28 protein-coding genes are annotated in these 24,357 nt (G+C 61.7%); 12 read left to right on the top strand and 16 right to left on the bottom strand.

The window, feature by feature from the left end; genetic code table 11:
* The first annotated feature begins 98 nt into the window (after nt 1-98).
* From R8L07_17225 to R8L07_17215, 3 genes are read left to right on the top strand one after another with little or no spacing between them, the layout of a single operon-like run.
* Entirely contained in the window at nt 99-878 is a 780-nt protein-coding gene (locus tag R8L07_17225) for a transporter substrate-binding domain-containing protein (protein MDW3207285.1), read from the top strand.
* A gap of 30 nt (nt 879-908) precedes the next feature.
* Nucleotides 909-1,613: an ABC transporter permease subunit gene (locus R8L07_17220; protein ID MDW3207284.1), complete on the top strand. Its 705-nt coding sequence runs from the start codon at nt 909-911 to the stop codon at nt 1,611-1,613.
* Complete coding sequence (locus tag R8L07_17215; GenBank protein ID MDW3207283.1) at nt 1,613-2,407, top strand: ABC transporter permease subunit; 795 nt, start codon at nt 1,613-1,615, stop codon at nt 2,405-2,407. The genes R8L07_17220 and R8L07_17215 overlap by 1 nt, the downstream gene beginning before the upstream one ends.
* Nucleotides 2,408-2,523: 116 nt before the next feature.
* Here R8L07_17215 and R8L07_17210 read toward each other — a convergent pair whose 3' ends face one another.
* Together R8L07_17210 and R8L07_17205 are read right to left on the bottom strand one after the other, a co-directional pair.
* The gene (locus R8L07_17210) at nt 2,524-3,027 is read right to left on the bottom strand and encodes an SRPBCC domain-containing protein (protein MDW3207282.1); all 504 of its coding nucleotides are present in this window, start codon (nt 3,025-3,027) and stop codon (nt 2,524-2,526) included.
* Nucleotides 3,017-3,361: a metalloregulator ArsR/SmtB family transcription factor gene (locus R8L07_17205; protein MDW3207281.1), complete on the bottom strand. Its 345-nt coding sequence runs from the start codon at nt 3,359-3,361 to the stop codon at nt 3,017-3,019. Before R8L07_17205 ends, R8L07_17210 begins: the two co-directional genes overlap by 11 nt.
* A gap of 236 nt (nt 3,362-3,597) precedes the next feature.
* Here R8L07_17205 and R8L07_17200 point away from each other — a divergent pair, with 236 nt between their 5' ends.
* Both R8L07_17200 and R8L07_17195 read left to right on the top strand, forming a co-directional pair.
* On the top strand, nt 3,598-4,815 hold the full coding sequence (locus R8L07_17200; GenBank protein ID MDW3207280.1) for a GTP-binding protein: 1,218 nt from the start codon (nt 3,598-3,600) through the stop codon (nt 4,813-4,815).
* Complete coding sequence (locus R8L07_17195) at nt 4,812-5,450, top strand: DUF1826 domain-containing protein (GenBank protein MDW3207279.1); 639 nt, start codon at nt 4,812-4,814, stop codon at nt 5,448-5,450. The genes R8L07_17200 and R8L07_17195 overlap by 4 nt, the downstream gene beginning before the upstream one ends.
* Nucleotides 5,451-5,479: 29 nt before the next feature.
* On the opposite strand, the gene R8L07_17190 is transcribed toward R8L07_17195, so the two are convergent.
* The 4 genes from R8L07_17190 to R8L07_17175 all read right to left on the bottom strand — a co-directional run bounded on the left by R8L07_17190 (nt 5,480) and on the right by R8L07_17175 (nt 7,593).
* Nucleotides 5,480-5,875 carry a YchJ family metal-binding protein gene (locus R8L07_17190; GenBank protein MDW3207278.1) on the bottom strand — a complete coding sequence of 132 codons (396 nt, stop codon included), beginning with the start codon at nt 5,873-5,875 and terminating at the stop codon, nt 5,480-5,482.
* Between the two features lie 69 nt (nt 5,876-5,944).
* Nucleotides 5,945-6,451: a 30S ribosomal protein S9 gene (gene rpsI / locus R8L07_17185; protein ID MDW3207277.1), complete on the bottom strand. Its 507-nt coding sequence runs from the start codon at nt 6,449-6,451 to the stop codon at nt 5,945-5,947.
* A 2-nt stretch (nt 6,452-6,453) separates the two neighbouring features.
* A complete protein-coding gene (rplM, locus tag R8L07_17180) occupies nt 6,454-6,918 on the bottom strand; it encodes a 50S ribosomal protein L13 (protein MDW3207276.1) in 465 nt (154 codons plus the stop codon).
* A gap of 252 nt (nt 6,919-7,170) precedes the next feature.
* A complete protein-coding gene (locus R8L07_17175) occupies nt 7,171-7,593 on the bottom strand; it encodes a PaaI family thioesterase (GenBank protein ID MDW3207275.1) in 423 nt (140 codons plus the stop codon).
* A 123-nt stretch (nt 7,594-7,716) separates the two neighbouring features.
* Between R8L07_17175 and R8L07_17170 the strand changes: the two genes are divergently transcribed.
* Together R8L07_17170 and R8L07_17165 are read left to right on the top strand one after the other, a co-directional pair.
* Entirely contained in the window at nt 7,717-8,526 is an 810-nt protein-coding gene (locus tag R8L07_17170) for an enoyl-CoA hydratase (GenBank protein MDW3207274.1), read from the top strand.
* A 13-nt stretch (nt 8,527-8,539) separates the two neighbouring features.
* Nucleotides 8,540-9,052 carry a CoA-binding protein gene (locus tag R8L07_17165; GenBank protein MDW3207273.1) on the top strand — a complete coding sequence of 171 codons (513 nt, stop codon included), beginning with the start codon at nt 8,540-8,542 and terminating at the stop codon, nt 9,050-9,052.
* Here the strand turns inward: R8L07_17165 and R8L07_17160 are convergent.
* Nucleotides 9,049-9,246 carry a hypothetical protein gene (locus R8L07_17160; GenBank protein MDW3207272.1) on the bottom strand — a complete coding sequence of 66 codons (198 nt, stop codon included), beginning with the start codon at nt 9,244-9,246 and terminating at the stop codon, nt 9,049-9,051. The genes R8L07_17165 and R8L07_17160 overlap by 4 nt on opposite strands.
* 37 nt (nt 9,247-9,283) lie before the next feature.
* On the opposite strand from R8L07_17160, the gene R8L07_17155 reads away from it, so the two are divergent.
* Both R8L07_17155 and hisI read left to right on the top strand, forming a co-directional pair.
* The gene (locus R8L07_17155) at nt 9,284-10,207 is read left to right on the top strand and encodes a GNAT family N-acetyltransferase (GenBank protein MDW3207271.1); all 924 of its coding nucleotides are present in this window, start codon (nt 9,284-9,286) and stop codon (nt 10,205-10,207) included.
* Nucleotides 10,208-10,239: 32 nt separating this feature from the next.
* Nucleotides 10,240-10,647, top strand: coding sequence for a phosphoribosyl-AMP cyclohydrolase (gene hisI, locus R8L07_17150; GenBank protein ID MDW3207270.1), 408 nt, complete (start codon nt 10,240-10,242; stop codon nt 10,645-10,647).
* Here the strand turns inward: hisI and R8L07_17145 are convergent.
* From R8L07_17145 to R8L07_17120, 6 genes are all read right to left on the bottom strand, one after another.
* Nucleotides 10,632-11,033 (bottom strand): VOC family protein, encoded by a 402-nt coding sequence (locus R8L07_17145; protein ID MDW3207269.1) that lies wholly within the window; start codon nt 11,031-11,033, stop codon nt 10,632-10,634. The two genes, hisI and R8L07_17145, sit on opposite strands and share 16 nt — an antisense overlap.
* Nucleotides 11,034-11,037: 4 nt before the next feature.
* Nucleotides 11,038-12,249: an MFS transporter gene (locus R8L07_17140; GenBank protein ID MDW3207268.1), complete on the bottom strand. Its 1,212-nt coding sequence runs from the start codon at nt 12,247-12,249 to the stop codon at nt 11,038-11,040.
* Between the two features lie 117 nt (nt 12,250-12,366).
* Nucleotides 12,367-14,022: an FAD-dependent oxidoreductase gene (locus R8L07_17135; protein MDW3207267.1), complete on the bottom strand. Its 1,656-nt coding sequence runs from the start codon at nt 14,020-14,022 to the stop codon at nt 12,367-12,369.
* Between the two features lie 10 nt (nt 14,023-14,032).
* Nucleotides 14,033-14,800, bottom strand: a complete 768-nt coding sequence (locus tag R8L07_17130) for a carbon-nitrogen hydrolase family protein (GenBank protein ID MDW3207266.1) — start codon at nt 14,798-14,800, stop codon at nt 14,033-14,035.
* Nucleotides 14,801-14,804: 4 nt separating this feature from the next.
* Nucleotides 14,805-15,542, bottom strand: coding sequence for an HAD family hydrolase (locus tag R8L07_17125; protein ID MDW3207265.1), 738 nt, complete (start codon nt 15,540-15,542; stop codon nt 14,805-14,807).
* Nucleotides 15,539-16,468, bottom strand: coding sequence for an aminotransferase class IV (locus tag R8L07_17120; GenBank protein MDW3207264.1), 930 nt, complete (start codon nt 16,466-16,468; stop codon nt 15,539-15,541). Before R8L07_17120 ends, R8L07_17125 begins: the two co-directional genes overlap by 4 nt.
* A gap of 76 nt (nt 16,469-16,544) precedes the next feature.
* On the opposite strand from R8L07_17120, the gene R8L07_17115 reads away from it, so the two are divergent.
* A complete protein-coding gene (locus tag R8L07_17115) occupies nt 16,545-17,807 on the top strand; it encodes an FAD-dependent oxidoreductase (protein MDW3207263.1) in 1,263 nt (420 codons plus the stop codon).
* Between the two features lie 133 nt (nt 17,808-17,940).
* Nucleotides 17,941-19,755 carry a GGDEF domain-containing protein gene (locus R8L07_17110; protein MDW3207262.1) on the top strand — a complete coding sequence of 605 codons (1,815 nt, stop codon included), beginning with the start codon at nt 17,941-17,943 and terminating at the stop codon, nt 19,753-19,755.
* A gap of 37 nt (nt 19,756-19,792) precedes the next feature.
* On the opposite strand, the gene R8L07_17105 is transcribed toward R8L07_17110, so the two are convergent.
* From R8L07_17105 to dapA, 3 genes are read right to left on the bottom strand one after another with little or no spacing between them, the layout of a single operon-like run.
* A complete protein-coding gene (locus R8L07_17105; protein MDW3207261.1) occupies nt 19,793-20,659 on the bottom strand; it encodes a DMT family transporter in 867 nt (288 codons plus the stop codon).
* 33 nt (nt 20,660-20,692) lie between these two features.
* On the bottom strand, nt 20,693-21,178 hold the full coding sequence (gene smpB, locus R8L07_17100) for an SsrA-binding protein SmpB (protein ID MDW3207260.1): 486 nt from the start codon (nt 21,176-21,178) through the stop codon (nt 20,693-20,695).
* 33 nt (nt 21,179-21,211) lie between these two features.
* A complete protein-coding gene (dapA, locus tag R8L07_17095; GenBank protein MDW3207259.1) occupies nt 21,212-22,090 on the bottom strand; it encodes a 4-hydroxy-tetrahydrodipicolinate synthase in 879 nt (292 codons plus the stop codon).
* A 279-nt stretch (nt 22,091-22,369) separates the two neighbouring features.
* On the opposite strand from dapA, the gene R8L07_17090 reads away from it, so the two are divergent.
* A complete protein-coding gene (locus tag R8L07_17090; GenBank protein MDW3207258.1) occupies nt 22,370-24,352 on the top strand; it encodes a lytic transglycosylase domain-containing protein in 1,983 nt (660 codons plus the stop codon).
* Nucleotides 24,353-24,357 lie beyond the last annotated feature (5 nt).

Below are 24,357 nucleotides of genomic sequence, written 5' to 3'. Positions count from 1 at the left end.
ACTGTGAGTTCTCCTCACTGCAGCCTTGCAGGATACTCCTTTGCGCGAAACTTCCCGAATGGGTCCACTGTCCTCCACAAATTCAAGGAGGGGTGCTCATGTCACTAATAAAGCGGTTGAAGACTAGCAGCGTGGCCGTCGTCCTGACGCTCGTCACAGCGGGATCGGCGAACGCGGAAGTTATCCGGATAGCGAACGACGGAACCTATCCCCCGTTCAGTTCGATCGACAGCGAAGGAAAACTTCAGGGGTTTGATATCGAGATCGCCAAGGCACTTTGCACCGCCATGAACGCGGAATGTGAACTGGTCGTTCAAGACTGGGAAGGCATCATTCCGGGTCTGATGGCCGGAAAGTACGATGCTGTCATCGCCTCGATGGCCGCCACCCCGGAACGACGGAAAAGTGTCGATTTCACGGCCAGATACTATACGACCAAGCCCGGAATCCTAGTCACCAAGGACAGTACCATTGCGGCACCGAGCGCAGAAGCGCTCGCCGGCAAGACAATCGGTGCCGGCGCGTCCACGGCTGACGCGGCCTATGTCGAGGCGCATTTGGTCGAATCCGACCTTCGCCTCTATCCGACCCCGGCCGAGATCAGGGCGGATCTGATCTCGGGTCGAATCGACGCGGCGATCGGCGATGTGATTGAGCTTTCCGAATTTCTCAAAACGGAAGATGGCGCCTGCTGCAAGCTGCTTGGTGCACTGCCGCCTGACCCTGAGGTCTATGGCGCGGACGTGTCGATAGCGGTCGCCAAGGGTAATGACGCTCTGCGGGAGCGGTTCGACGCCGCGATCATGAAGATCCGCGCAGACGGAACCTACAAGGAGATCAATGACCGGTACTTCGATATCGACATCTATGGGGATTGAGGTCGGGGCGATCGCCGGAGGGACAGGGTGATGGAGTTGCTGGCCTGGGGAAGCGCCGGTTGGGGAGACGAGTTGGTCTCAGGCTTATGCCTCACGGTTGCGCTTGCACTCTGCACCCTGCCCCTGGGAATGCTGACCGGTCTCGGAATTGCGGCAATGCGGCGTTCGTCCAACTGGTTGGCCTGCGATGTTGCGATCGGCTTCACGACGGCGTTCCGAAGTCTACCGGAGCTGTTAACGGTGTTTCTCATCTACTATGGCGGCCAGAGCCTGATAAATGCACTGAGTCAGTCCCTCGATTTCGGCCCCATGGAACTACACCCGTTTGCGGCCGGATTGATTGCCCTTGCCCTGGTCTTCGGTGCGTTTTCCTCTGAAGTCTTTCTGGCCGCTTTTGCGGCATTGCCTCCCGGGCAAGGTGAGGCAGGCCGGACACTCGGGCTGCATCGGTTTCAGATATTCCTGCTGATTACCGGGCCGCAGATGCTGCGCCTTTCGTTACCAGGATTGTCAAACCTTTGGCAGAACCTCCTGAAGGACACCTCACTGATCTCCATCATCGCGCTGAATGATCTGCTGCGACAATCCAAGCTTGCCGCGAGTTCGGAGGTGGAGCCGGTGTTCTTCTACTGCGTTGCCTTTGTACTCTACCTGTCGCTGGCTGTACTCTCTTCCATCGGGATCGGACATGTTCGGTCCTGGTCCGATCGCGGGTTTGGATCGGCGGCCCCCTGATGCGGAAGGGTCATGCCCCTCCAACCTCGCGCCTCGGCGGCGCAAGGCCCCCGCGGGCATATGTTTGGGCGCGCAACAGCTTACTCATAGGCCTGGCGGTCGCGGCGCTGACGCAGACCAACTGGCCGATTCTAGCAGGCTATCTGGATCGGTTGGTGTCGGGCTTGCTCGTCACGCTGGCTTTAACGGCATGTGCCATCATCGGCGGCGCGCTGATCGCGCTGCCCCTGGCCATCTGGCATCTCTTCGGCGGAAAAAGGGTCGCTGTCGGCCTGTTCTGTTACAGCTATGCGGTGCGGGGAACGCCGCTTCTGCTGCAACTGTTCCTGATTTACTACGGGGCTGGCGACCTCCGTCCGCTCCTGGAGGAAATCGGCCTCTGGTGGCTGTTTCGAGATCCGTTCTTTGCGGCCGCGATCGTCTTTATCATCAATAGTTCCGCCTATCAGTTCGAAATCTACAGAGGGGCTATTGCTGCGGTACCAAAGGGACAATGGGAAGGCGCGGCCTCATTGGGTCTGCGGAAAACCATCGCATTCCGAAAAATAATCCTGCCCCAGGCTGCCAGGTTGTCGTTGAGGCCGTTTGGAAATGAACTGATTTTTGCTGTTAAGGGATCGGCAATCGCATCCGTGATCACTGTCTACGACCTGATGGGACAGACGCGATTGATCTTCTCACGCACCTATGACTTTGAGGTCTATTTCTATGCCGCAACTGCCTATCTGGTGATCGTAGAAGCAGTGCGACAAGTCTGGGACCGGATAGAAAGGCGCCTGTCATCTCCCTACTGAACACGCCTGATAGAAGCCGATTTGAGGCGGGGGCGCGGCGAAGGGGCCGGACCCTCATTCGGTCTCTCCGAATGGGAACCCAACCCCGGTCTGCCTCATGAGCGCGCCGAAGGCTTCTATGCGTCCAGGGTCAGGAGAAGTTCGTCCAGTCGCTCCATTGTCGACGTCATGCCGTCCTGCATCCCCATGCCGATGACCTGCTGCAGCGCTTCGCGGCTGGCATAGGTCACGATCGTTGTAACAAGCGTCCGCCCCGGCAAGGCGGTGAAGGCGACGTCCCAGCTTGCCCGCGGCAGATCGGGGTTCAGCGTGCCAGTCTCGTCGCAGAACCCGTCGAGCAACGTGTAACCATCCGTCGGACTGATCGTCTGGTAATCCATCCGGCCCCAGTATTCCTGTCCGCCCGGATCGACCATCGCATAGAGCCAATGCCCGCCTTCACGGAAATTCATCGACTTGGTTTTCGTCGTGAAGGGCTTGGGCGCGAACCACCGGTCCAGCAAATGACTTTTTGTGTGGCAGTCCCAAAGCAACTGTTTACTGGCGGCGAACTCCCGCTTGATGGTGAGGGTGCTCGCACTGCTGTCCACGATGAAATCAAACTGCAATTCAGGTCTCATTGTCGTATCCGTTCATGCCTGTCAGTAGGGTTTCAAGATTCTCATACCGGCTTTCCCAGTTCGCGCGTTGCTGGGTGAACCACTTCTCCGCAGCCGCCAACTGGTCCCTGTTGAGCGTGCAGGTCCTAACCCGTCCGGATTTTTCCGATGTGATGAGGCCCGAGGTCTCAAGCACCTTTATGTGCTTCAGGAAGGACGGCAGCCCCATATCAAACGGTTCCGCGAGCTCCTTTATGGAAGCGGGTCCACGGCTCAACTGAGCCACGACATACCGCCGCGTCGGATCGGAGAGGGCGTGAAACGCGTGATTGAGTGTTTGAGAATAGGTTTCCATGTGGCGAACTATTGCTCGATAGTTCGCCAGTTGGCAAGCTATTTTTCATTGCCGCTTCAATCGGCCATTCCCCCCACCGCAGACGGAGGCGAAAAATCGCGCCACGACGCTTGCACAACGAATGTTATGATATAACATTGCGATAACGGTGCGGTTGTGAAGGGAACATCCCAGGACGGGCCGTCGGAACTGAACCCAGAACCGCAGACATCTCACTGATCCAAGGAGGCAATTCGATGACCCGGAATGGTCGACTGCTACCCGTTACCGTGCTTTCAGGATTTCTCGGCGCCGGGAAGACAACCCTGCTCAACCGGATCCTGAACAACCGCGAAGGTCGCCGGGTTGCGGTCATCGTCAACGACATGTCTGAGGTCAATATCGATGCCGATCTCGTACGCGCAGATACCGAATTGTCCAGAACAGACGAGACGTTGGTCGAAATGTCGAACGGCTGCATCTGCTGCACGCTGCGAGACGACCTCCTGAATGAAGTTCGGCGTCTGGCCGAAGAGGGTCGGTTCGATTACCTGCTGATTGAATCTACAGGCATTTCGGAGCCCTTGCCCGTCGCTGCGACTTTCGAGTTCCGCGACGAGGACGGCAGGAGCCTGTCCGATATCGCCCGTCTGGACACGATGGTCACGGTGGTCGACGCCGCAAATCTGCTGCGCGATTACTCCAGTTGCGATTTCCTGAAGGACCGTGGCGAGACACTGGGGGAAGAAGACGACCGATCGCTTGTTCACCTGCTGACCGACCAGATCGAATTCGCCGATGTCGTCGTCCTGAACAAGGTTTCGGACGCCCGACCAAGCGATCTGGACGCGGCCCGCAAGATCATTCGCGGCCTGAATGCCGACGCACGAATCATCGAAACCAACCATTCCAATGTGCCGACCGACGCCGTCCTGGCGACAGGCCTGTTCGATTTCCAGAAGGCGCACGAACATCCGATGTGGGCGAAGGAGCTCTATGGCTTTGAGAACCACGTGCCGGAATCCGACACCTATGGCGTGACCTCCTTTGTCTACCGAGCCCGCGCGCCGTTCGACCCCACCCGGATCCATGACCTGTTGAATGGTCCCCTCCCCGGTGTCATTCGCGCGAAGGGTCATTTCTGGATTGCGACCCGACCCGACTGGGTCGCCGAGTTCTCCCTTGCCGGCACCCTGTCGACAATTTCGCCGCTCGGCAATTGGTGGGCCACCGTCCCCGAAAGCCGCTGGCCGGGCCATGAGGACGGGCGCGCCTATATCGCCAGACACTGGCAGGAGCCGTGGGGCGACCGCCGGCAGGAAATCGTCTTCATCGGCGCCCACATGGACCGCATAGAATTGGAGCGTCGGCTCGACGCCTGTCTGCTGGAGGATGCCCAGTCCACCGGCTGGGAAGGATTGTCGGAATTGCCGGATCCGTTTCCGGAATGGCGCCGGCAGGAAGAAGCGGCATGACGCCCGACGGTCTCACCATCGACAACCCGGGATGCCGCGAAGTCAGGATCGTTCACGCGCCGCGGAATCTGCGCATGATCCATGACACCGATGTCGAAGCGGTGATGTGGCGGCGGACACCGCTGCCCGGGTTTCAGACCTGGATCGACCGGCTGGCACCCCGGTCGCTCCCGTCAGCGCGGGCAATCTTCCGTCCTGCGGAAGTATCCGACGTCCTGGTCGCGGCATGTGAGGCCAGCAAGACGCCGGTTGATGCGGAGCGGAACAGGCTCATCGATGATGCCGCCGCGCTTGTCACGATGTTCGCGCAGTTGATGGGTGCGCCCTATCTGCGCCTGCGCTTCGACGTCATCGACACGGATGCCTGCTGCAAGTTTCACGTCGATTCCGTTCCGGCCCGTCTGATCTGCACGTATCGAGGTCGCGGCACCCAGTATGGCGTGGCAAGGGCAGGCCAAGAGCCGGAACACGTTCTGAATGCACCGACCGGGTCGCCGATGATTTTTCGCGGCAATCAGTGGGGTGGGAAATCGCGCCCCAGGCTGATGCACCGGTCTCCGCCGATCGGCGGTACCGGCGAGACCCGGCTGGTTCTCGTCATCGACCCCATCCAGCAACCGGCGAATGAAGTCTGACTGTCGCCCTGCCCGGCCGAAGGAAACGGTTATCGTCCCCGACCTGGCGGCGGCGCGATCACGCCGTCCACATAGACCCAGCCCTGCCCTTCCCGTCGGAAGCGGCTGGTTTCGGTCAGACGGCCCTTCTGCGTGCCTTGGCGCCAGCGGGCCGTGAAGCGGACGATGGCACTGTCGGGGCCGGTGGCTTCATGCCGGTCGATGGTGAGGCCCGTCCACTCCTGGGACGCGTCGAGATCCAGCGAGGGGGGACGTGTCTCCGCGGCCCAGCTCCGCAGCAAATAGGTGGCATTGCCCCGGCAGAACGCCGTGTAGCGGGATCGCATCAGCTCTTCCGCGGTGCGTGCCGGGGTGCCCGAGTGAAGGCGCCCGCAGCATGCGACATAGGTCTCGCCGCTTCCGCAATCGCACGGTTCGAACATCATTGCCTCCGACAAAAGAAACGGCGCCTCCGATCGGAGGCGCCGCTCTTGAACTCGACCACGAGGGTCCGCTTAGCGCTTCGAGAACTGGAAGCTGCGGCGGGCCTTGGCGCGACCGTATTTCTTACGCTCGACCTTACGGCTGTCGCGGGTCAGGAAGCCGGCCGACTTCAGCGCGCCGCGCAGGCCCGGCTCGAAGTTGACCAGGGCGCGGCTGATGCCGTGGCGCAGCGCGCCGGCCTGACCGGACAGACCACCGCCGGTGACCGTGCACAGAACGTCGAACTGATCGACGCGGTCGGCCTGCTCGAACGGCTGACGCAGGATCATGCGCAGAACCGGACGACCGAAATAGGTTTCCTGGTCCTTGCCGTTGATCGTGACCTTGCCCGTGCCCGGCTTGATCCAGACGCGCGCGATGGCGTTCTTGCGACGGCCCGTGGCATAGGCGCGACCGAATTCGTCCTTCTTCGGCTCGGCCGGGGCGGCATCGGTGGCGGTCGCCGCGGCGGCCGCAACGGCGCCGGTGGCTTCGCCCAGCTTGGACAGATCGTTCAGGGTTTGCTGTTCTTCGGCCATAATTAGCGGCTCCGCTTATTCTTCGGGTTGCGCGCGGCGAGGTCCAGCGCGACGGGCTGCTGCGCCTCGTGCGGGTGCTCCGTACCGGCGTAAACGCGCAGGTTCTTCATCTGCTGGCGACCCAGCGGGCCACGCGGAACCATGCGTTCCACAGCCTTCTCCACCACACGCTCCGGGAAGCGGCCGGTGAGGATCTGACCGGCCGTGCGGCTCTTGATGCCGCCCGGATAGCCGGTGTGCCAGTAGTAGTTCTTGTCGGTCAGCTTGCGGCCGGTCAGTTTGACCTTGTCCGCATTGACGACGATCACGTTATCGCCGCAATCGACATGGGGGGTGTAGCCCGCCTTGTGTTTGCCGCGCAGAATTTTCGCGATTTCCGAAGCCATGCGACCCAGGACCAGATCCTCGGCGTCGACGATGTACCAGGTCTTTTCGACCTCCGCCGGCTTCATCGTGTAGGTTTTCATCATATCAGCCTGCCATTTTCAGGGCGCTCGCGTCGGAAACCCGCCACGCGCCGTTGTCCTTGCTTCCAGCTTCCGCCGGAGACCGCGGGGTAATATATCGCCGTTTGCCCTTCGTCAACGCCTCTTTTCGACACTACTGACGGATTATGCAAGCAAAAACAATATGTTACGTTTTGGGTATCATAATACCGCTTAAAAAGTGCATGTTTTGGCGCAAAAAATCGCGTTTTCGACGTCAGCCGCTTCGAAAAATCAGCGCGGCGGGATGGAATAGGTTCCGGTCACATGGGCGCAGAGCTCGGAATCGCCTTCGGCCCGGATGTCGATCCGGCCGACGGCCAGACGCTTGCCAAGCTTCAGAAGCTCGACCTCGGCAATCAGGTCCGCTTCCGCCGGTTTGCGCAGGAAATCGATGCTCATATTGGTCGTGACCGCCAGGGCCTGCGGTCCGATCGCTCCCATCACCGCGATGTACATCGCGAAATCCGCCAGGGCGAACATGGACGGCCCGCTGATCGTCCCGCCAGGCCGGATGTGCCGATCGTCATAGGGCAGCCTGACACGTGCGGTCCCTGCCGAATAATCCTCAACCACGAAACCGTAGTGTTCCGAGAACGGCGCTTCGGTTGCGAGGATGCGGTCCAGTTCCGCGCGCGGCAGCATTTCTGACGGCATTTCCCGGTCACTCCCTTGATGACGACGCATTCTAGCTAGCAACCGGGCGCGCCTTGAACAAGCACGGCATTTCGGAGATGATTCCGCCATCCGTTCAGGAATTCATGCCACCGGGAGCCGCCCATGTCCGTCACCGCAGACGCCCAGTCCGAAACGCCTGATCCGATGGTTCTACGCCGTGACGACGGAGCCGTTGCGACCCTCACACTCAACCGACCGACCGCCTATAACGCCCTTTCCATCGGTCTGATGGAGGCCGTGCTGGAGGAACTGGCCGCCCTGGATCGCGATCCGTCCATCGCCGTGGTGGTTATCGAGGGATCCGGCCGCGGATTCTGCGCCGGGCACGACCTGAAGGAAATTCAGGCCAACCCCGATACGGCCTTTCGCGAGCGGACGTTCAAGACCTGTTCCGCCATGATGCTGGCGGTAACGAAGCTGCGGCAGCCGGTCATCGCCAAGACTCACGGCATTGCCACAGCCGCCGGCTGCCAGTTGGTTGCGACCTGCGACCTGGCCGTGGCTGCGGAGACGGCGCGTTTCGGCACACCCGGTGTGAATATCGGGCTTTTCTGTTCAACCCCCATGGTCGCTTTGAGCCGGGCGGTGCACCGCAAGCAGGCGATGGAAATGCTGTTGACCGGGGAGTTGATCACGGCGGAACGGGCCGTCGAAACGGGCCTGATCAATCGCGCCGTGTCGGAATCGGATCTCGACAGGGAGACGAAGGGCCTCGCCGACCTGATAGCATCCAAGTCCCATAAGGTACTGAAAACGGGCAAGGAAGCCTTCCACCGGCAGATCGACATGACACTGGAAGAAGCCTATGCCTATACCGGCGGCGTGATGGTCGACAATCTGGGCTACGCCGATTCCCAGGAAGGTATCGCCGCCTTCATCGACAAGCGTCCGCCGCTTTGGAAACACGAATAGGGTCACCCCGATCATGAATGCCGCGAATGCCGATTTCGATCATTCGGCCGATTTCTACACCGACGCCTATATTCGCGACATTCTGCGCGAATGCCGGGTTTTCGGCATGGTCGGGGCCAGCACCAACTGGAACCGGCCGAGCTATTTCGCGATGAAATACATGATCCAGAAGGGGTATCGCGTGATCCCGATCAATCCGCGGTCTGCCGGAGAGGATCTGATGGGGGAAACCATCGTGGCAAGCCTTACCAACCTTCCCGAGCCGGTCGATCTAGTACAGGTCTTTCGACGGTCCGATCAGGTCGGACCCGTCGTCGACGAAGCCCTGTCCCTGGCTACGCCGCCCAAAGTGATATGGATGCAGTTGGGCGTGATCAATCATGAAGCCGCCGCGAGGGCGGAGGCCGCAGGCTTGCGCGTCGTGATGAACCGTTGTCCCAAGATCGAGTATGCCCGCCTGTCCGGCGAACTGGGCTGGAACGGGTTCAACACCCGTGTGGTAACGGCGAAGAAGCGGGCGATCTAGTCGAACAGACAGAGCAGCGCGTAGCAGCTGTCGAAGCCGAAGCGGAATACCGCATAGAACAGGACGTCCAGCAGGATCATGGCGAGCAGGAATAAGGTGACTCCCCGGGCGGTGATCCTGAACCCGCCGACCACGCGGCCCCGCGCTGGAGCGGCCTCGATTCCAGATTGCTTCCGGCGTTTGCTTTCGCCCATGTCCCTGCCCTGTTTCCGGTTTGGAAGACGCCTCTAAATGAGCACGATCCAGCTGGATTGGGAAAGCCCCCGTGAGGAGGAATGGCGCCGGCGTCTGGAAAAATGCGGACGCAGCACGGCCTTTCAAAGCTGGTCCTGGGGGGCAGCCAGTGCCGCCGTCGACCGTACCGCAGTGCGCCGGGCCTATATCCTCAAGAACGGCCGCCCGGTCGGGCTGATGCAGATCTTCGAGGAACGCAAGCTGGGCACCTTCACGCTGGGGAAACTGATCCGCGGCCCCCTGTTCCATCAACCGGTGATGCCAGAAGATCGCCTGGCGGCCATGGTCCTGGCATCCCGCGACTATCCCCTAAAACGATTGCGTCGGTATTCATTCATGCCGGAACTGCCGGACGGCCCGGCCGCCCAGGGGTTGATGCAAAATGCGGGCTTCCATCCCGCAATGGCAGCCTACCACACCGCCTGGCTGGACCTGTCCCAGCCCCTGTCCGCAATTCGCGCAGGCATGCGGCAGAACTTCCGCAACCAGTTGTGCCGTGCCGAACGGTCCGGCCTGACCGTCCGGAGGGTGGACGACCCGCGGCCGTTGCTTGCCCGTTACGACCGGCATCGCAGGCAACGACGCTATAGCGGCCCGTCGGGTGCGATGTTGGCAGCCATTCGTGAGGAAGATCTGTTGTGCCTGGAAGCGTTTCCAGGCGATGGCGGCGACAGCGTGGCCGGAATCCTGTTTGTGCTGCACGGCCGTGCCGCGACCTATCAGGTCGGCTGGACCAGCCCGGAAGGACGAAACAACCACGCCCATAATCTGTTGCTGTGGAACGGGTTACAGGCACTCGTGGAATCAGACATTCAACATCTGGACATGGGCGGACTGGACTGGACCCGCGCAGCCGGCGTGGCGCATTTTAAGTCCGGCCTGCCGGCAGAGCCCTTTTCCCTGCCCGGGACTTTCGTGTAAGACCTTCCTCCCGACGAGCCGGAGAGACATTCATGCCCCTGACCGACCGCACGACCCTGAGCCGCGAAGAGATCGAGAGCGGCACCAGGCTGGCCCCGAAATTCGACGCCGATGGCCTGTTGCCTGCCGTCGCCACGGATGCCGACAGCGGCGAGGTCCTGATGCTCGCCTACATGAATGCGGAGGCTCTGGAGCGGACCCTTGCAACCGGCGAAGCGCATTACTGGTCCCGCAGCCGGGGCGAATTGTGGCACAAGGGCGCAACATCCGGGCAGGTGCAGAAAATCGTCGAATTGCAGGTCGACTGCGATCAGGACACGATCCTGATCCGGGTCCGGCCTCAGGGCGATGGCGGCTGCTGCCATGTCGGTTTCCGCACCTGCTTCTACCGGGTCGCGGATTCGGACGGCACCTTACGCCGCGATCAGGAGCCGCTGTAGGACGAAACCTCGATCAGATTGCCGTCCGGATCGCGGAAGTAGACAGAGCGGATCGGCCCTAGCGCACCGGTACGCGCGACCGGTTCCGGGTCCAACGGCGTAACGCCGCAGGCCTTCAGATGCGCAATCACATCCTCCGGGGCATCTTCGGTGATAAAGCACAGATCCTCGGTTCCCGGCTGAGCAACCCGTGCCAAATATCCGATATCGTTCCCGGTTTCCGGATGGAGATTGATCTTCTGGTCGCCGAATTTCAGTGCGACACGTTGGTTGCTCGGTCCGAACGTCTCCCAGGTCATGCCAAGCACCCGCTCATAAAAGCGACAGGTTGCCTCCACGTCTCGTACGGTCATCACGAAATGATCCAGCCTTTTGACGGTGATCATGTCCCTACTCCGCCGCCGCCGGTTGGGCCGACGCGGCATAGTCGCGACTGCGCGGCAGAGCCATGGCGACCAGGACCACGGCGGCCGCGGCCACGGCATAGGCAATCAGCAGCGGCGTGAACTCCCCGGTTGCCGATCGCGTTTCTGTGATCAGGAACAACCCCAGCGGGGCCGCCCCGAAGGAGACAACGAACTTGATCCCGAAGACGACGCCCTGATGTTCCGCCGGGGCGAAGCGCGACAGCATCAAGTTTTCCGTTGGCAGGATTGCCGTCCCCGCCATCGCAAGGCCGACCGCGGCCAGCCCCAGCGGCAGCCCGCCAAATTCCGCCAGAACGAACAGAAGCGGCGCTTGCAGCAGCCACAGCCCGACATAGATGGTCTTCAGCCGGTACCGATCCGCCAACAGGCCGCCGACGAGCTGCATCACCGCACCGATGGCATAGACCGCACCGACGGCGGTGCCGACCAGGCCGATTTCGCCGCCCAGCAGATCGACCATGCGTTCCTCGAACAGTTTCGGCATCGCATTCTGGACGGTGTTGTAGATCAGGCCCAGCATGAACATCGGGATCAGCATGACCGCGACGGCCTTCAGGTTGCCCGCCGCGCCAGCATCGCCCTTCCGGTCACTGGCCACCTTCGCCCCTTCGGCAATCCGTTCTGTCATCAGGGCATACAGCATCGCCACGCCCAACGCGGTACAGATCACGCCGGGGATCGCAAAGGCTCCGCGCCAACCGAACAACTCGATAAGCCAGCCGGTGCCCATAGCGGCCCCCGCGGCACCAAGACCGCCGAAAATGCCGTTCACCGCCAGCCGCATGCCGGGCTTGCCCTGGCTGGTCTTGATCACCCATGGAATGCCCACCGGATGATAGATCGCCCCGAAAAGTCCCAACCCGGCCAGGAAAATCATCAGGCCAGTATCAGTTTCGGCAAAACCGCAGGCGAAGGTCGCCACCCCCATGCCGATGAACATCACGATCAGCATGCCCGGGCTGGACCAGCGGTCAGCCAGACGCCCCGCCGGCAGCGCTGCTAGCCCGATCAGCAATGAAGCCGGGAACCAAAGTTCCATAAGCACTTCATAGGTCTGGCTCCAGTCCCGCTCGATCGCCAGGACGATGGTGAAATACATCGCGGCGAAATAGTGGAACAGGAAATGCCCTGCATTGGAAAAGCTTGCGGCCAGGGTCGCAGACGGCTGTCGCATGATACGTTTCACCTGTTAGCGCGGATCAGAACAGTTGCACCGGCCGGCCAAGCTCACAAGCCGGATGCCGGATTAGATGTTTTGCCGCCCGGTCATTCGCCCTGCGGAAGCGCCGCCTCAGTCACCGAGGTTCAGCGGACCCCATTCCGGATAGGCCTCTCCCGGTCCGGGATTGTCCTTCGGCGCTTCACCGCCGAGATGGGTCATGACGCCCCAGACCGCATTCAATGCCGTCTGTATCGCGCCTTCCGCCCAGGCAGGGGTCCAACTGATGTCATCCCCGGCCAGGAAGATTCCGCGCTCGTCCGGCGGAAGTTCCTTTTGCATGAAATGGCCGTACATGCGGTGATTATACCGGTAATGCCCCGGCAGCGCGCCCTTGAACGCGCCGAGGAAGTTGGGGTCGTCTTCCCAACTGACGGTAATCGGATCGCCGATGATATGCGATGGCAGGTCCAGCTTCGGATAGACCTTCTCTAGTGCCGACAGGGCCAGTTCGACACGCCGTTCCACCGGCAGCGGCAGCATCTTCAGCGCGTCCGACATCCAGGAATAGGTCAGGCAGATTACCCCTGGCCGGTCGGGACCGTTGTCGAAGAGATAGGTTCCCCGCGTCAGCCGGTCCGTAAGGGTCATCGACATCAAGTGGCGGCCCGTTTCCGGATCGCGGTCGTTCCAGAACGGCCGGTCGACCATGACGAAGGTCTTGGACGACTGCATGTAGCGGGTCCGGTCCAGCGCCATCCAGAGCTTCTGGCTGAAAAGCCGCTCCTCTGTCTCGATCGCCGTAGTCAGTAGCCAGCTCTGGCAGGTCGCGACCACGGCATCGAACGCCTCCTCCCGCCCCCAACGGTCCGTAACGGCCAGCTTACCGTCTTCCTGCCGCCTGATTCGGGTCGCGCCGGGTCTCGGCGCGCCGGCGTTGAGCGACTGCAGGCTGGTTCCCGCCGGCCAGTGAATGCCGGTATCGCAGTCGCGACGCCACAGCCCCTGTGGCAGGCGCTCTACCCCGCCGACAAAGAAACGCTGGTCGGTATCGCAATCGGTTACGTTGACCCTGAGAATCTCGAGCATGGAGTTCGGGAAGTCAGAATCCCAACCGCCTGTACCGAATCCGACCTGGCCGAACACCTCCCGATGGCGGAAGCTCAGCTCCTGGAATGCCGGCGATGAGGCGACGAAATCATAAAAGGTGCGCTCGTCCCAATCGCGGACCAGCGGGTCCCAGATTTCCTTGATCCGCGCCTTGTCCCGCGCCTTGATCGCGGTCTTGAGGGCCGTGAAGTTCGCCCCCTCTTCCAGCGCCGCGTCATAGGCGGCGGCCACCTCGCGAAACAGATCCGGCAGATCGGCCAGGCTTTCGGCGTAATGTGTCTCGCCCTCCAGATCGATCACGGTCGACCCGGATGCCGGGGTCAGCGGGTTCGGGAAGGGACGGCTCTCAAGCCCCAGCATGTCCGCGTAGTGATAGAACCCTGTACCGGACACTGGGAAACGCATTCCGCCCAGTTCGGCGACAATGTCGTCCGCCCCCTCGAATGGCTGTGATCTGAGGCGTCCGCCCAGTTGACCGCTTTCGAACAGGATCGGATGCGCGCCCATGCGCATCAGTTCATAGCCCGCGACCAGGCCGGACAGGCCGGCACCGATGATCGCCACTTTCGCGCCGTGCTTCTCCGCCGGCAGGCGGCCCAGGCCCGACGGATGCTTGATCCAGTCGTCGAATTCGAACGGAAAGTCGGGCCCGTAGATGGTAACAGGGGAGTCGGACATGATTGAGATCCTAATAGAGGTCGGAACGGCGGTCCCGCAGATGTGTCTGTGCGCGGCGGGCACGGTCCAGTCGATTTCGGTCCAGATCGGCCAGAACCGTCTCCTGTCCCTTGCCAGCCCGTACGACATCCTCGCCATCGGGACCGGAAACGCAGGACAGCCCGCAATAGGTCAGTTCTCCTTCCGGCCCGGCCTGATTGACATAGGCGACATAGACGGCGTTCTCCTCCGCCCGGGCCGGAACCAGCCGGGTGCAAACAGACTCGAACGGCTCCATATTCGCGGTCGGCACCAGGATCGCCTCCGCCCCGTTCAGGGCGAGATGGCGGGCAACTTCCGGGAACTCGATGTCGTAACAGATCGCAAGACCGAGCTTCCAGCCGGCCAGGTCGAAGACCGTCGGCAACCTGTCCCCCGCCGAAAACTGATCGTGATCCAGGTCACCGAACAGATGGGTCTTTCGATAGGACGCGACGGTGTCACCGGCGGCGTTGAACAGGAAGCACGCATTATAGACTGCATCGCCGGCCTTTTCCGGCAGCCCGACCAGCAGGCCGATCCCGGAGGTCCGCGCGATGGACGAAAGCCGGTCTCGATCCACTTCTTCAGCGGCCCGCCGGACTGCGTCGGCCCCGATATTATAGCCGGTCAGAAACATTTCCGGCGTGATCAGCAGATCGGCGCCACGCGCCGCCGCCTTCACCGCCTCCTTCTCCAGACGCGCATATCCCTCGGCCAGGCTGGAAACGGGGGCGCTCTGCATCAGGGCCAGTCGCATCGGATCACCTCTTCACCAGGCGGTGGGCGGCCATTCGTTCATAGGCCGGCCGGCAGGCATTGGCGACATCCCGCAGTGCCGGCGACAGGTCCACCGGAGACGGATCGTACGGCAGAAACCCGGTGGATGCTTCGACATTCGCATACCAGACGTCGGCCCATACCCCGTCGCTGTCACGCCGACCGGGCGGCCAGGACAACATCGCTTCATCGAAAGCGATCCCGACCGCCGCGCACAGGGCCGTCAGGGCGCCACGCGGGTCGCGCAGGACATCAGCGGCGTCCAGGACGGGCGGCGGCGTGCCTGTTCGGTCCGCTACAAGTTCAAACAGCTCGCATTGCCGATCGAATCCGAAATCCGCCGGCACCGGGGTCTCCCGCTTCTTGGCATAGGAGGCCACCATGGCCTCCGGCTGTCGGATCAGGAAGCAATGCGCCATACCGTCCGACCAGGACAGGTCATCGTCCGGCAGCATGTGGTGGCTCATGTGCTTCTGATACCAGATCGGGGCGCCGCCAGGCGCGGTCCCCTGCAGGGTCCCTGCGACACTGTCGAAATCGCAATCCATGGCCGCGATGACCTGTGCCGCCATCGGGTGGTCGATCCCGGTCCGTTTCAGATAGCAGCCGTAGAAAGGCTCGTCGCTGACCGCACAATCAGCGCGGTTCTCGAAACTGCGCATCATCGCCGTCGAGATGTTGCGGGGCCCCGACCACATGGCAATGCGGACGGGACCGTTCATACGGCTACCGATTTCGGCGGGCAGGATCGCTCGACGAGGCGGTAATACGCGTCCCGCAGCTTCTCCGTGATCGGCCCCGGCCTGCCGTCTCCGATCTGCCGCCCGTCGACCTCCCGCACGGGGATCAGGCCGGCAAAGGTCCCGGTCACGAAGGCTTCGTCGGCGGAGTACACCTTCGTCAGCGGAAAGGTGGTCTCGTGGGCGGGCACGCCGATTTCACGCGCAGCGGCCAGGACATTGCCGCGTGTGATCCCGGCGAGGCAGTAGAGCCCGGAGGACGTATAGACCTCTCCCTTCCGGACGATGAAGAAATGCGTTGAGTTGCACGTCGCCACAAAGCCCTGAGGATCCAGCATCAGCGCCTCGTCAGCCCCGGCCTTTTCCGCCTGGATGCAGGCCGAAATGCAGTTCAGCTTGCTGAGCGAATTCCAGGCCGGGTCCTGCACGTCCGGCGCGCCGCGATGGACATGGACCGTATGCAGCCGAAGTCCGGTCTTCAGGACCTCCGGGTTGGGCGACTTCCATTCAGGAATGATCACCACCGTCGCGCCACCGACATTGGCGCGCGGGCTCTGATAGGGCGTGGTCTTCATCCCGCGGCTGACGACCAGCCGGATATGGACGCCACTGTCCATGTCATTGGCGCGACAGGTTTCCAGGATGGCCTGATGCAGCGCATCCGGCGTCATCCCAATATTCAGGTCGATCGCCTTCGCGCCCTCATACAACCGCTCCAGATGGCGGTCGATGAAGGCCAGCGATCCGTTGTGAAGCCGTATCCCTTCCCAAACCCCATCGCCCAGCAGAAACCCCGAATCGAACACCGAAACGACGGCTTCAGCACGCGGCACGATGCGGCCGTTGACGTAGATTTTCACGGTTTCGTTGCGCGGATCGGCTCCGTGTGCGTGACTTCCGCTGTCCATGAACGGGTCCTCTTTTCTCGTCGGGATGGAACCGGTAACGTCTTGCCTCCTATCACCAAGGCCACAGCAGAGCAACATGACCGACCATCGTCCGGCGCACCCCGGAGAATCCATCCTGATCCTCGGGGCCGGCCTCGTCGGTTCGACCGCGGCCCTGACCTTCGCCCGTCGCGGCTTTAAGGTTACCCTGCTTGATCGGAAGGGCCCCGGCTCCGGTGCCAGCCATGGCAATGCCGGCGGCATCGTGCCTTCCGCATCCCCTCTGGCTCAACCGGGCCTGCCCTTTGCCGTGCCAAAGATGCTGTTCGACCCGCTGGGCCCGCTCACCCTGAAACCCGGCCAGGCGATCAGGAACCTGCCTTGGTTCCTGCAGTTTCTGCGTGAATGTTCCGCGAAACGGGCGGAAGAAAACTCCATCGCTCTCTACGCCCTCACCCGTGACGCCGCACCGGCCTGGAAGAATCTGGTTCGCGGCACACCGGCGGAATCGCTGCTGCGCGATGTCGGCTGGCTGAAGGTGTATTCCAGCGAGGAAGGGTTCCGCGATCATGCTCCGGAACGGGACTTCCTGAAACGACGTGGAGCACCGCTGGAAATCTTGTCTCAGGACGAACTCCGCCAGATGGAGCCCAATCTCGCCAAGTTTTTTGTCCGCGCCATGTGGCAGCCGGACGGGCTGTTCGTGCGCAATCCCCGCCGGCTCTGCGAGATCGTCGCCGATACCGCGCGTGGGCTTGGGGCCGAAATCCTGCAGCAGGAGGCAATCGACCTGTCGGTTCAGGCGGATGGCCGTGTCGTGGTGACGACGGATCAGGCCATCCACCACCCCGATCGCGTCATGATCTGTGCCGGCGCCTATTCGAGGAAGTTTGCGCGGCAGCTCGGCGCCGCGCCGATGCTGGTCGCAGAGCGCGGCTATCACGCCATGTTCGAAATCCCGGAAAAGGGCCTGAACCGGCCTACCTTCTGGGTTGAGAACAGCATGGTCCTCTGCCCGATGGAACACGGCATGCGCCTGACGACCCAGTCCGAGTTCACCGACGCCAACGCGCCGCCCGACTACCGCCGACTGGAGCGGCTCGTGGCAGAAGCAGGCCGCATGTTGCCCGGCCTAGACACCACGATCCGCGACCGCTGGATGGGGCGTCGACCCTCGACACCGGATTCCCTGCCCTATCTGGGACCGTCGCCGATTACGGATAGAGCCTATTTCAATTTCGGCCACAACCACCTTGGGTTGACTTTGTCCGCAATCTCAGCCCTACGTGCAGCCGACGACTGGACCGGCGGCAATGGCACGGCCCCATTCGATCTATCAGGGTACCGCGCATTGCGTTAGAGCTTTGTTCCTAGTGATTTTTTGAATGTTTTCAGTTCCGTGAAGATTTCGCGGCAGGGGCATTTGGTAAGCAACTGTTTAGAAATTGACGCTATCTTCACCTGACACGAAACCGCATGAGTTGTGTTGGGTGATGTCGACCTTCGATACGAAGTCCCGCAGTTCCGCCTTTCTTGAGGCGATCGAACGCGCCGCGACATTCGCGTTCCAGCCGATCGTGAACATTCATACCGGCCACTGCTTCGGGTTCGAAGCGCTGATCCGGAATGTCGACAAGCTCGGTTTCAACAGCATTCCGGATTTCTTCGACTATGCCTGGAATGCGGGGATCCTCCACCGCGTCGATATGATTCTGCGCCAGGTCGCGATTTCCCAGTTTGCACGCAGCGAGGCCTGCCGCGGCGCGAAGCTGTTCTACAACATCGACGGCCGCATCTTCGAAAGTCAGGACTACCACCCGCATCAGACCGGGAAGATCCTCGGCCGCTACAGGATGCCACCGGAAAACCTGGTGCTGGAACTCTCCGAAAAATACGACAACGCCTCTGCCCGGCACTTGTCCGACACCTTGCGGACCTGCCGCGAGCACAATTACCAGCTCGCAATCGACGATTTCGGCCGCGGTTTTTCGGAAATGCAGATGCTCTACGAGCATCAGCCGGACTACATCAAGATCGACCGGTTCTTCATCAACGGCATCGCCGACGATTCGAAGAAGCGCCTTTTCGTCTCATCCATAGTCAACCTGGCCCATGTGCTGGGCATCACGGTCCTGGCGGAAGGCGTTGAGACCGAACGGGAGTTTCTGGCCTGCAAGAGTATCGGCTGCGACCTTGTACAGGGGTTCTTCATCGCCCGACCGACGACGGAACATGACAGCCTGTCGACCCTGTACGAAATCGTTCCGGAGACGAACAGCCGCGACCGGCGTCAGCGCGATACCGACAAGTTCCTGATCCGCGACTACATCGAACCGCTGATTTCGGTATCCATCAACGACCCGATGACCGCCGTTTTCGAATCCTTCCGGGTCCACAAGAACCAGTCGGTCTTTCCCATCCTCGGTGAGGACGGCCGGCCCCTCGGGCTCGTGCGGGAAGGCGACCTTAAGGATTTCATCTATCTTCAGTACGGTCGGGATCTGTTGCAGAACAAGGCCTTCGGCAAGACCCTGAAGGATTTCCTGTCGCGCTGTCCGATCGCGGACATCAATACCGAGGCCGAGAAGATTCTGGAGACCTATGCGATCGGCAACCACAATGACGGAATACTGATCACCGAGAATTTTCAGTATGTCGGGTTCCTGACCGCCGATGCCCTGCTGCGGATCATCAATGAGAAGAATCTGAAACTGGCCCGCGACCAGAACCCGTTGAGCAAGCTGCCCGGGAACAATTCGGTCGTGGATTACATCGCCTCCGGGTTGGAACAGCGCAGCGGTTCATGGAGCGTCGTCTACTTCGACTTCAACGACTTCAAGCCGTTCAACGATACCTATGGCTTCCGTCAGGGCGATCGGGCCATCACCCTCTTCTCGGACCTTCTTCGCGACGAGACACGCACCGTTCCGGGCACATTCCTGGGTCATATCGGTGGCGACGATTTCTTCGCCGGATTCAGGGACCTGGATGAGGATGCCGTGACTCAAATGATCGACCGCATCCTGACGCGTTTCAGACACGACGTGGAAAGCTTCTATTCGGCGGAGCACCGAGAGGCCGGCGCCATCGAGGCGCGGGATCGTCACGGTCACTGGCGCCGCTATGCACTGCTGAGCTGCTGCGCGGCGGTCGTTCACGTGACCGAGGATGCCGTCGAGGTTACCTCCGACACGATGATCGAGACCATCGCCGAAGCGAAGAAGGGGGCAAAGCAGTCGGACACCCTAATCGAGGTTCGTCGCATCACCGCGCCGATCCCGAACCTGCTGCGTCTGGCAAACTCCTGATCGGATCGGCCCACCGAACCGGTTCGGTGCGCCCAATTCACGAAAGTCCGGGCTGGTCTTCCGCGCTTCGCGCACTGGCAAACACCAGCGCCACCAGCACCGCCGCGACACCGCCATACTGTATCGGCGTCAACCATTCCCCCAGCAGCAGCGCGGATACGACGATGATCACGACCGGTTCAAAATTGTACAGCATCGCCGCCTTGACCGAGCCGGCCCGGCCGATTGCGGGGAAGGTCAGCCCCAGCCCGGCCGCATAGACCGCCGCACCGACCAGGAACGCCATCCAGCCTGTCTGACCGGTCGGCAGCCCAAGATCGCCGGATAGAACGGGCGGGATGAACAGCACGGCCACGATCAGATTGGACCATGCCAGCATCGAGTAGGATGTGATCACCGCCGCCGTCGACGGCACAAAGGTGAAATAGGCTGTGGCACCAAGGGCCGCGAGGACGCCCATCGCGACGCCGATGCCGTCCAGATCTTGAAAGGACGGTCCGAAGACGAAGCCCAGCCCGACGAAGGCAAGGACCAGAATTGCCGTGCGGCGCGGACCTGGCAGGCGTCGCTCCCGCATGGCGCCGACCAGCAGTACGAAGAGCGGATAGAGGTAGAAGACCATGGCAGCGAGACTGGCCGGAATGCGGTCGATGGCGCCCAGATAGCCATAGGAAATCGCCGTCGTCCCGGCAGTAATGATTGCCAGCATCGGCAGCGCGCGGCGCGGCAAGGCCAGGGACACCCCCTGCATCAGGGCGAGGGCAATGAATAGGCCGGATATCAGGACGGAGCGGGCACAGGCGAACAAGAACGCGTCGGCGCCGGCATCATAGGACAGCTTGGCAAGCGGGATCTGAATGCCCAGGAGGCCGGCGGAAAGCAGACACAGCAGAACGCCGTACATGATGGCCCCTCCCCCCGGAATTCGATTGCGGCTCTAGCCTTCGCGCCGGAGGATGGCAGCCTTGCGGCGGTCCCAGTCGCGCTTCTTGATGTCCTGACGCTTATCGACCTGCTTTTTGCCTCGGCCGAGGCCCAGCGCAAGTTTCGCAATGCCGCGATTGTTGAAATACATCCGCATCGGCACGAGCGTCAGCCCATCCCGCTGAACCGCCCCGGTCAGCCGCGCAATCTCCCGCTTGTGCAACAGCAGCGGGCGAATGCGTTTCGGTTCATGCTGCGCCCGGGGCGGCGCGTGCGGATACTCGCCGATATAGAGGTTGTGCAGCAGGACGGTATCGCCCTTCGGCGCGGCATAGGAATCCGACAAATTCACTGTGCCCATCCGCAGAGACTTGACCTCCGTCCCTGTCAGAACGATCCCGGCCTCAAACTCCTCCTCGATGGCATAGTCATGACGTGCGCGCCGGTTCACCGCGATGGTGCCGGTCGACATCATGGTCTTTTTCTTTTCCTTCGCCATCGGGATACCGTTGCATCGGTCCGCGCCCCCGCCTTACAGCAGGCCCGCGCTTTCCATCGCCTTTCGTACCTGAGCCTTCGTATCGTCCGTCGCAGACACCAGCGGCAGCCGGACCGTCTCACCACTCATACCCAGCAGGCTGGCACCGTATTTGGCCGGCGCCGGAGAGGCCTGACAGAACATTGCCGTGTGGATCGGTGCCAGCGTATCCCGTGCCTTCTCGAACGCGTCCCAGTCCTTCTGCTGCCAGGCGTCGTGCAACTGGGCGCACAATTTCGGCGCCACATTGGACGAAACGGAGATGCAGCCATGACCGCCCTGCCCCAGGAACGCGGCGATCGTGGCATCTTCGCCGGAAAGCTGGCAGAAATCCTCTCCGATCGCGACGCGTGTCAGCAGCGGACGGGCCAGATCATTGGACGCATCCTTGACGCCGACGATGGTGTCAAAATCCTTCGCCAAGCGCGCCATGGTCGCCACGGACATGTCGATCACGCTACGGCCCGGGATATTGTAGATCATGATCGGGATATCAACCGCCGACGCGATCGCCGCGAAATGCGCGTAGAGGCCGTCCTGGGTCGGCTTGTTGTAATAGGGTGTCACCACCAGGGCGGCATCCGCGCCTGCTTCCTTGGCGTGACGGGTCAGGCTGATCGCTTCCTGGGTGTTGTTCGACCCGGTCCCGGCGATAACCGGCACCGTGCCCTTCGCGACCTCGATGGTCATGTCGATGACACGCTCATGCTCCGCATGGGACAGGGTCGGCGATTCACCCGTCGTTCCGACGGGAATGACCCCGTCCGTGCCTTCATCGATCTGCCATTGCACGAATTTCTGGAAAGCGGCTTCGTCGACCGATCCGTCATCATGCATCGGCGTGATCAGCGCCGTCATCGATCCGCGAAACATCGCAGGCATTTCCATACTCTCCCACATCAATCGAAAACCGGACTGCGGATTCCGCGCCCGAAGCGAGCGGGGGTGTTACCACAGGCCCGTACGCCGCAACAAGCGAGAAACCGGGCAAAAGTGTTATGTTCCCCTGTTGCGCGTAGTTGCGAAGCACACGATACTGACGACGGTCCTACATGGGGGAGCGATCCGCGCGACAATGCGCCGACCGCCGATCGCAGGACCTACGGTCCGGCGCAACGACCGACGCCCAGCGCGTAAACGGAGCGAGCGAGAATGACCACCCTGCGCCCAGCGCGACGCGGATGCGGCCCTATTGCGGCCGTGATGCTCTTTGTTTCCTGTCTTTTCGCAGCACCGCCGGACCTGCAGTCCGCCCCGCTTTCTCCGCAGGATCTGAAGGAATACGAAATCGCCTTCCGTGCCGTGGATCGCGGGCGGTGGGATATCGCCCTGAAGCATGCAGAGCGGCCGACGGACCGCCTGCCGGCCAAGGCGATCCGCTGGCTGTATCTGCAAAGCGATGCATCCGACGCCAGCTTCGAGGAAATCGTCGAATTCATCGCGGAAAATCCCGGCTGGCCGCGCCAGGAGCGGCTGGAGCTGCGCGCGGAACAGGCGATGAGCGACGCCCTGCCGGACACGGTGATCCTGAGCTGGTTTCGCGATCATCCGCCAAAGACGGGCAAAGGGTTTCTACTCTATGCCGCGGCCTTGAAGCGTGCCGGCCTGCACGCGCAGCTCTCGGCGGAGGCGATCCGTGCCTGGCGGGAACTCGACATGAGCGCCAGCGACGAACATGCTTTTCGATCCGAATACCGCAAACTCATCCCGATGGACGATGAGATCTATCGCCTGGATCGGTTGATCTGGGAGCAGAACTACGCTGCCGCCGAACGCCAGGCCCATCGCGTGCCCGACGCATATCGGCAATTGGCCGACGCCCGCATCCGCCTCGCCCGTCGCGCGGGGGGTGTCGATGCCGCCATCAATCGCGTGCCACCGACGTTGCAGGATCATCCCGGCCTGATTTTCGAAAGACTGCGCTGGCGACGCCTCAAGGGCCGCCAAGAAGACGCAATCGAATTGATGGCCTGGCCGGACATGCAGAAGGCCTATCCGGAGCGCTGGTGGCACGAGCGTGCGGTCATTGCGCGCGACCTGCTGGAAGACGGTCAGCCGCAGCGCGCATACGACATCGCCAGTCAGCACCGTGTGCCGGACGGCGCGGATTTTGCCGAGGCGGAATGGTTCGCGGGCTGGGTCGCGCTGCGCCATCTGAACGATCCCGAAAAGGCGTTCCCGCATTTTCGGGACATGTATGGCAATGTCGGTTATCCGGTCAGCCGCTCCCGTGCGGCCTATTGGGCCGGTCGTGCGGCGGAAGCGGCCGGAAAGGCCGAAATCGCTCAGCAATGGTACGCCGTCGCGGCACATCATACCTCCAGCTTCTACGGCCAGCTTGCGGCGATGAAACTGCCGATCGACCTGCGCCCCACCCTGCCCAACGAACCCTTCATAACGCCGGTCGAGCGCGATACATTCGAATCCACCGAACTGGCGCAGGTCATCCGTCATCTGTCACAGATCGGCGCGGACGAGACGGTTCGGGCCCTGGTATGGCATCTGGCGCGCACGTATCGCGACCCGTCCCATTTCCGACTTCTGGCGGACCTGTCCACGGATATCGGTCGTCTGGATCTGGCGGTTTTCACCGCCCGTCAGGCCATCAAGAGCGAGGTGGTCACCCTGGGCGGCTATCCCGAATTGCCATTGACGGACAGCCGCATCGCCGACCTGACGATCGTTCACGGCCTGATCCGGCAGGAAAGCGGGTTTGATATCGGTGCCATCAGCCGGGCCGGTGCCATGGGGCTGATGCAGTTGATGCCCGCCACCGCGCGCAGCGTTTCCGGTTGGGAGAAGATCAAATACCGCCAGGCCGACCTGACCACCGATATCAACTACAATGTGCGACTGGGCAGTGCCTATCTGAAGGATCTCCTGGAGAAGTTCGACGGCGTCCTGCCCATGGCCCTGGCCGGCTACAATGCCGGCCCGCATCGGGTCACAACGTGGATACGTCGATTTGGCGACCCGCGGGACATGAGTTTCGAGGACACCATCGACTGGATGGAATCCATTCCTTTTAGCGAAACGCGCAACTACGTCCAGCGCGTGATCGAGAACATCAACGTCTACCGCCAACGCGCAACGGGCCGGTCCATGCCCATCACCTTCCGCGCGGAAATCGGCTGAAGATC

This window comes from Alphaproteobacteria bacterium, assembly GCA_033344895.1.
Classification (GTDB): Bacteria; Pseudomonadota; Alphaproteobacteria; order UBA8366; family Aestuariispiraceae; genus Pacificispira.
This window is presented reverse-complemented; position numbering and strand designations above follow the sequence as displayed.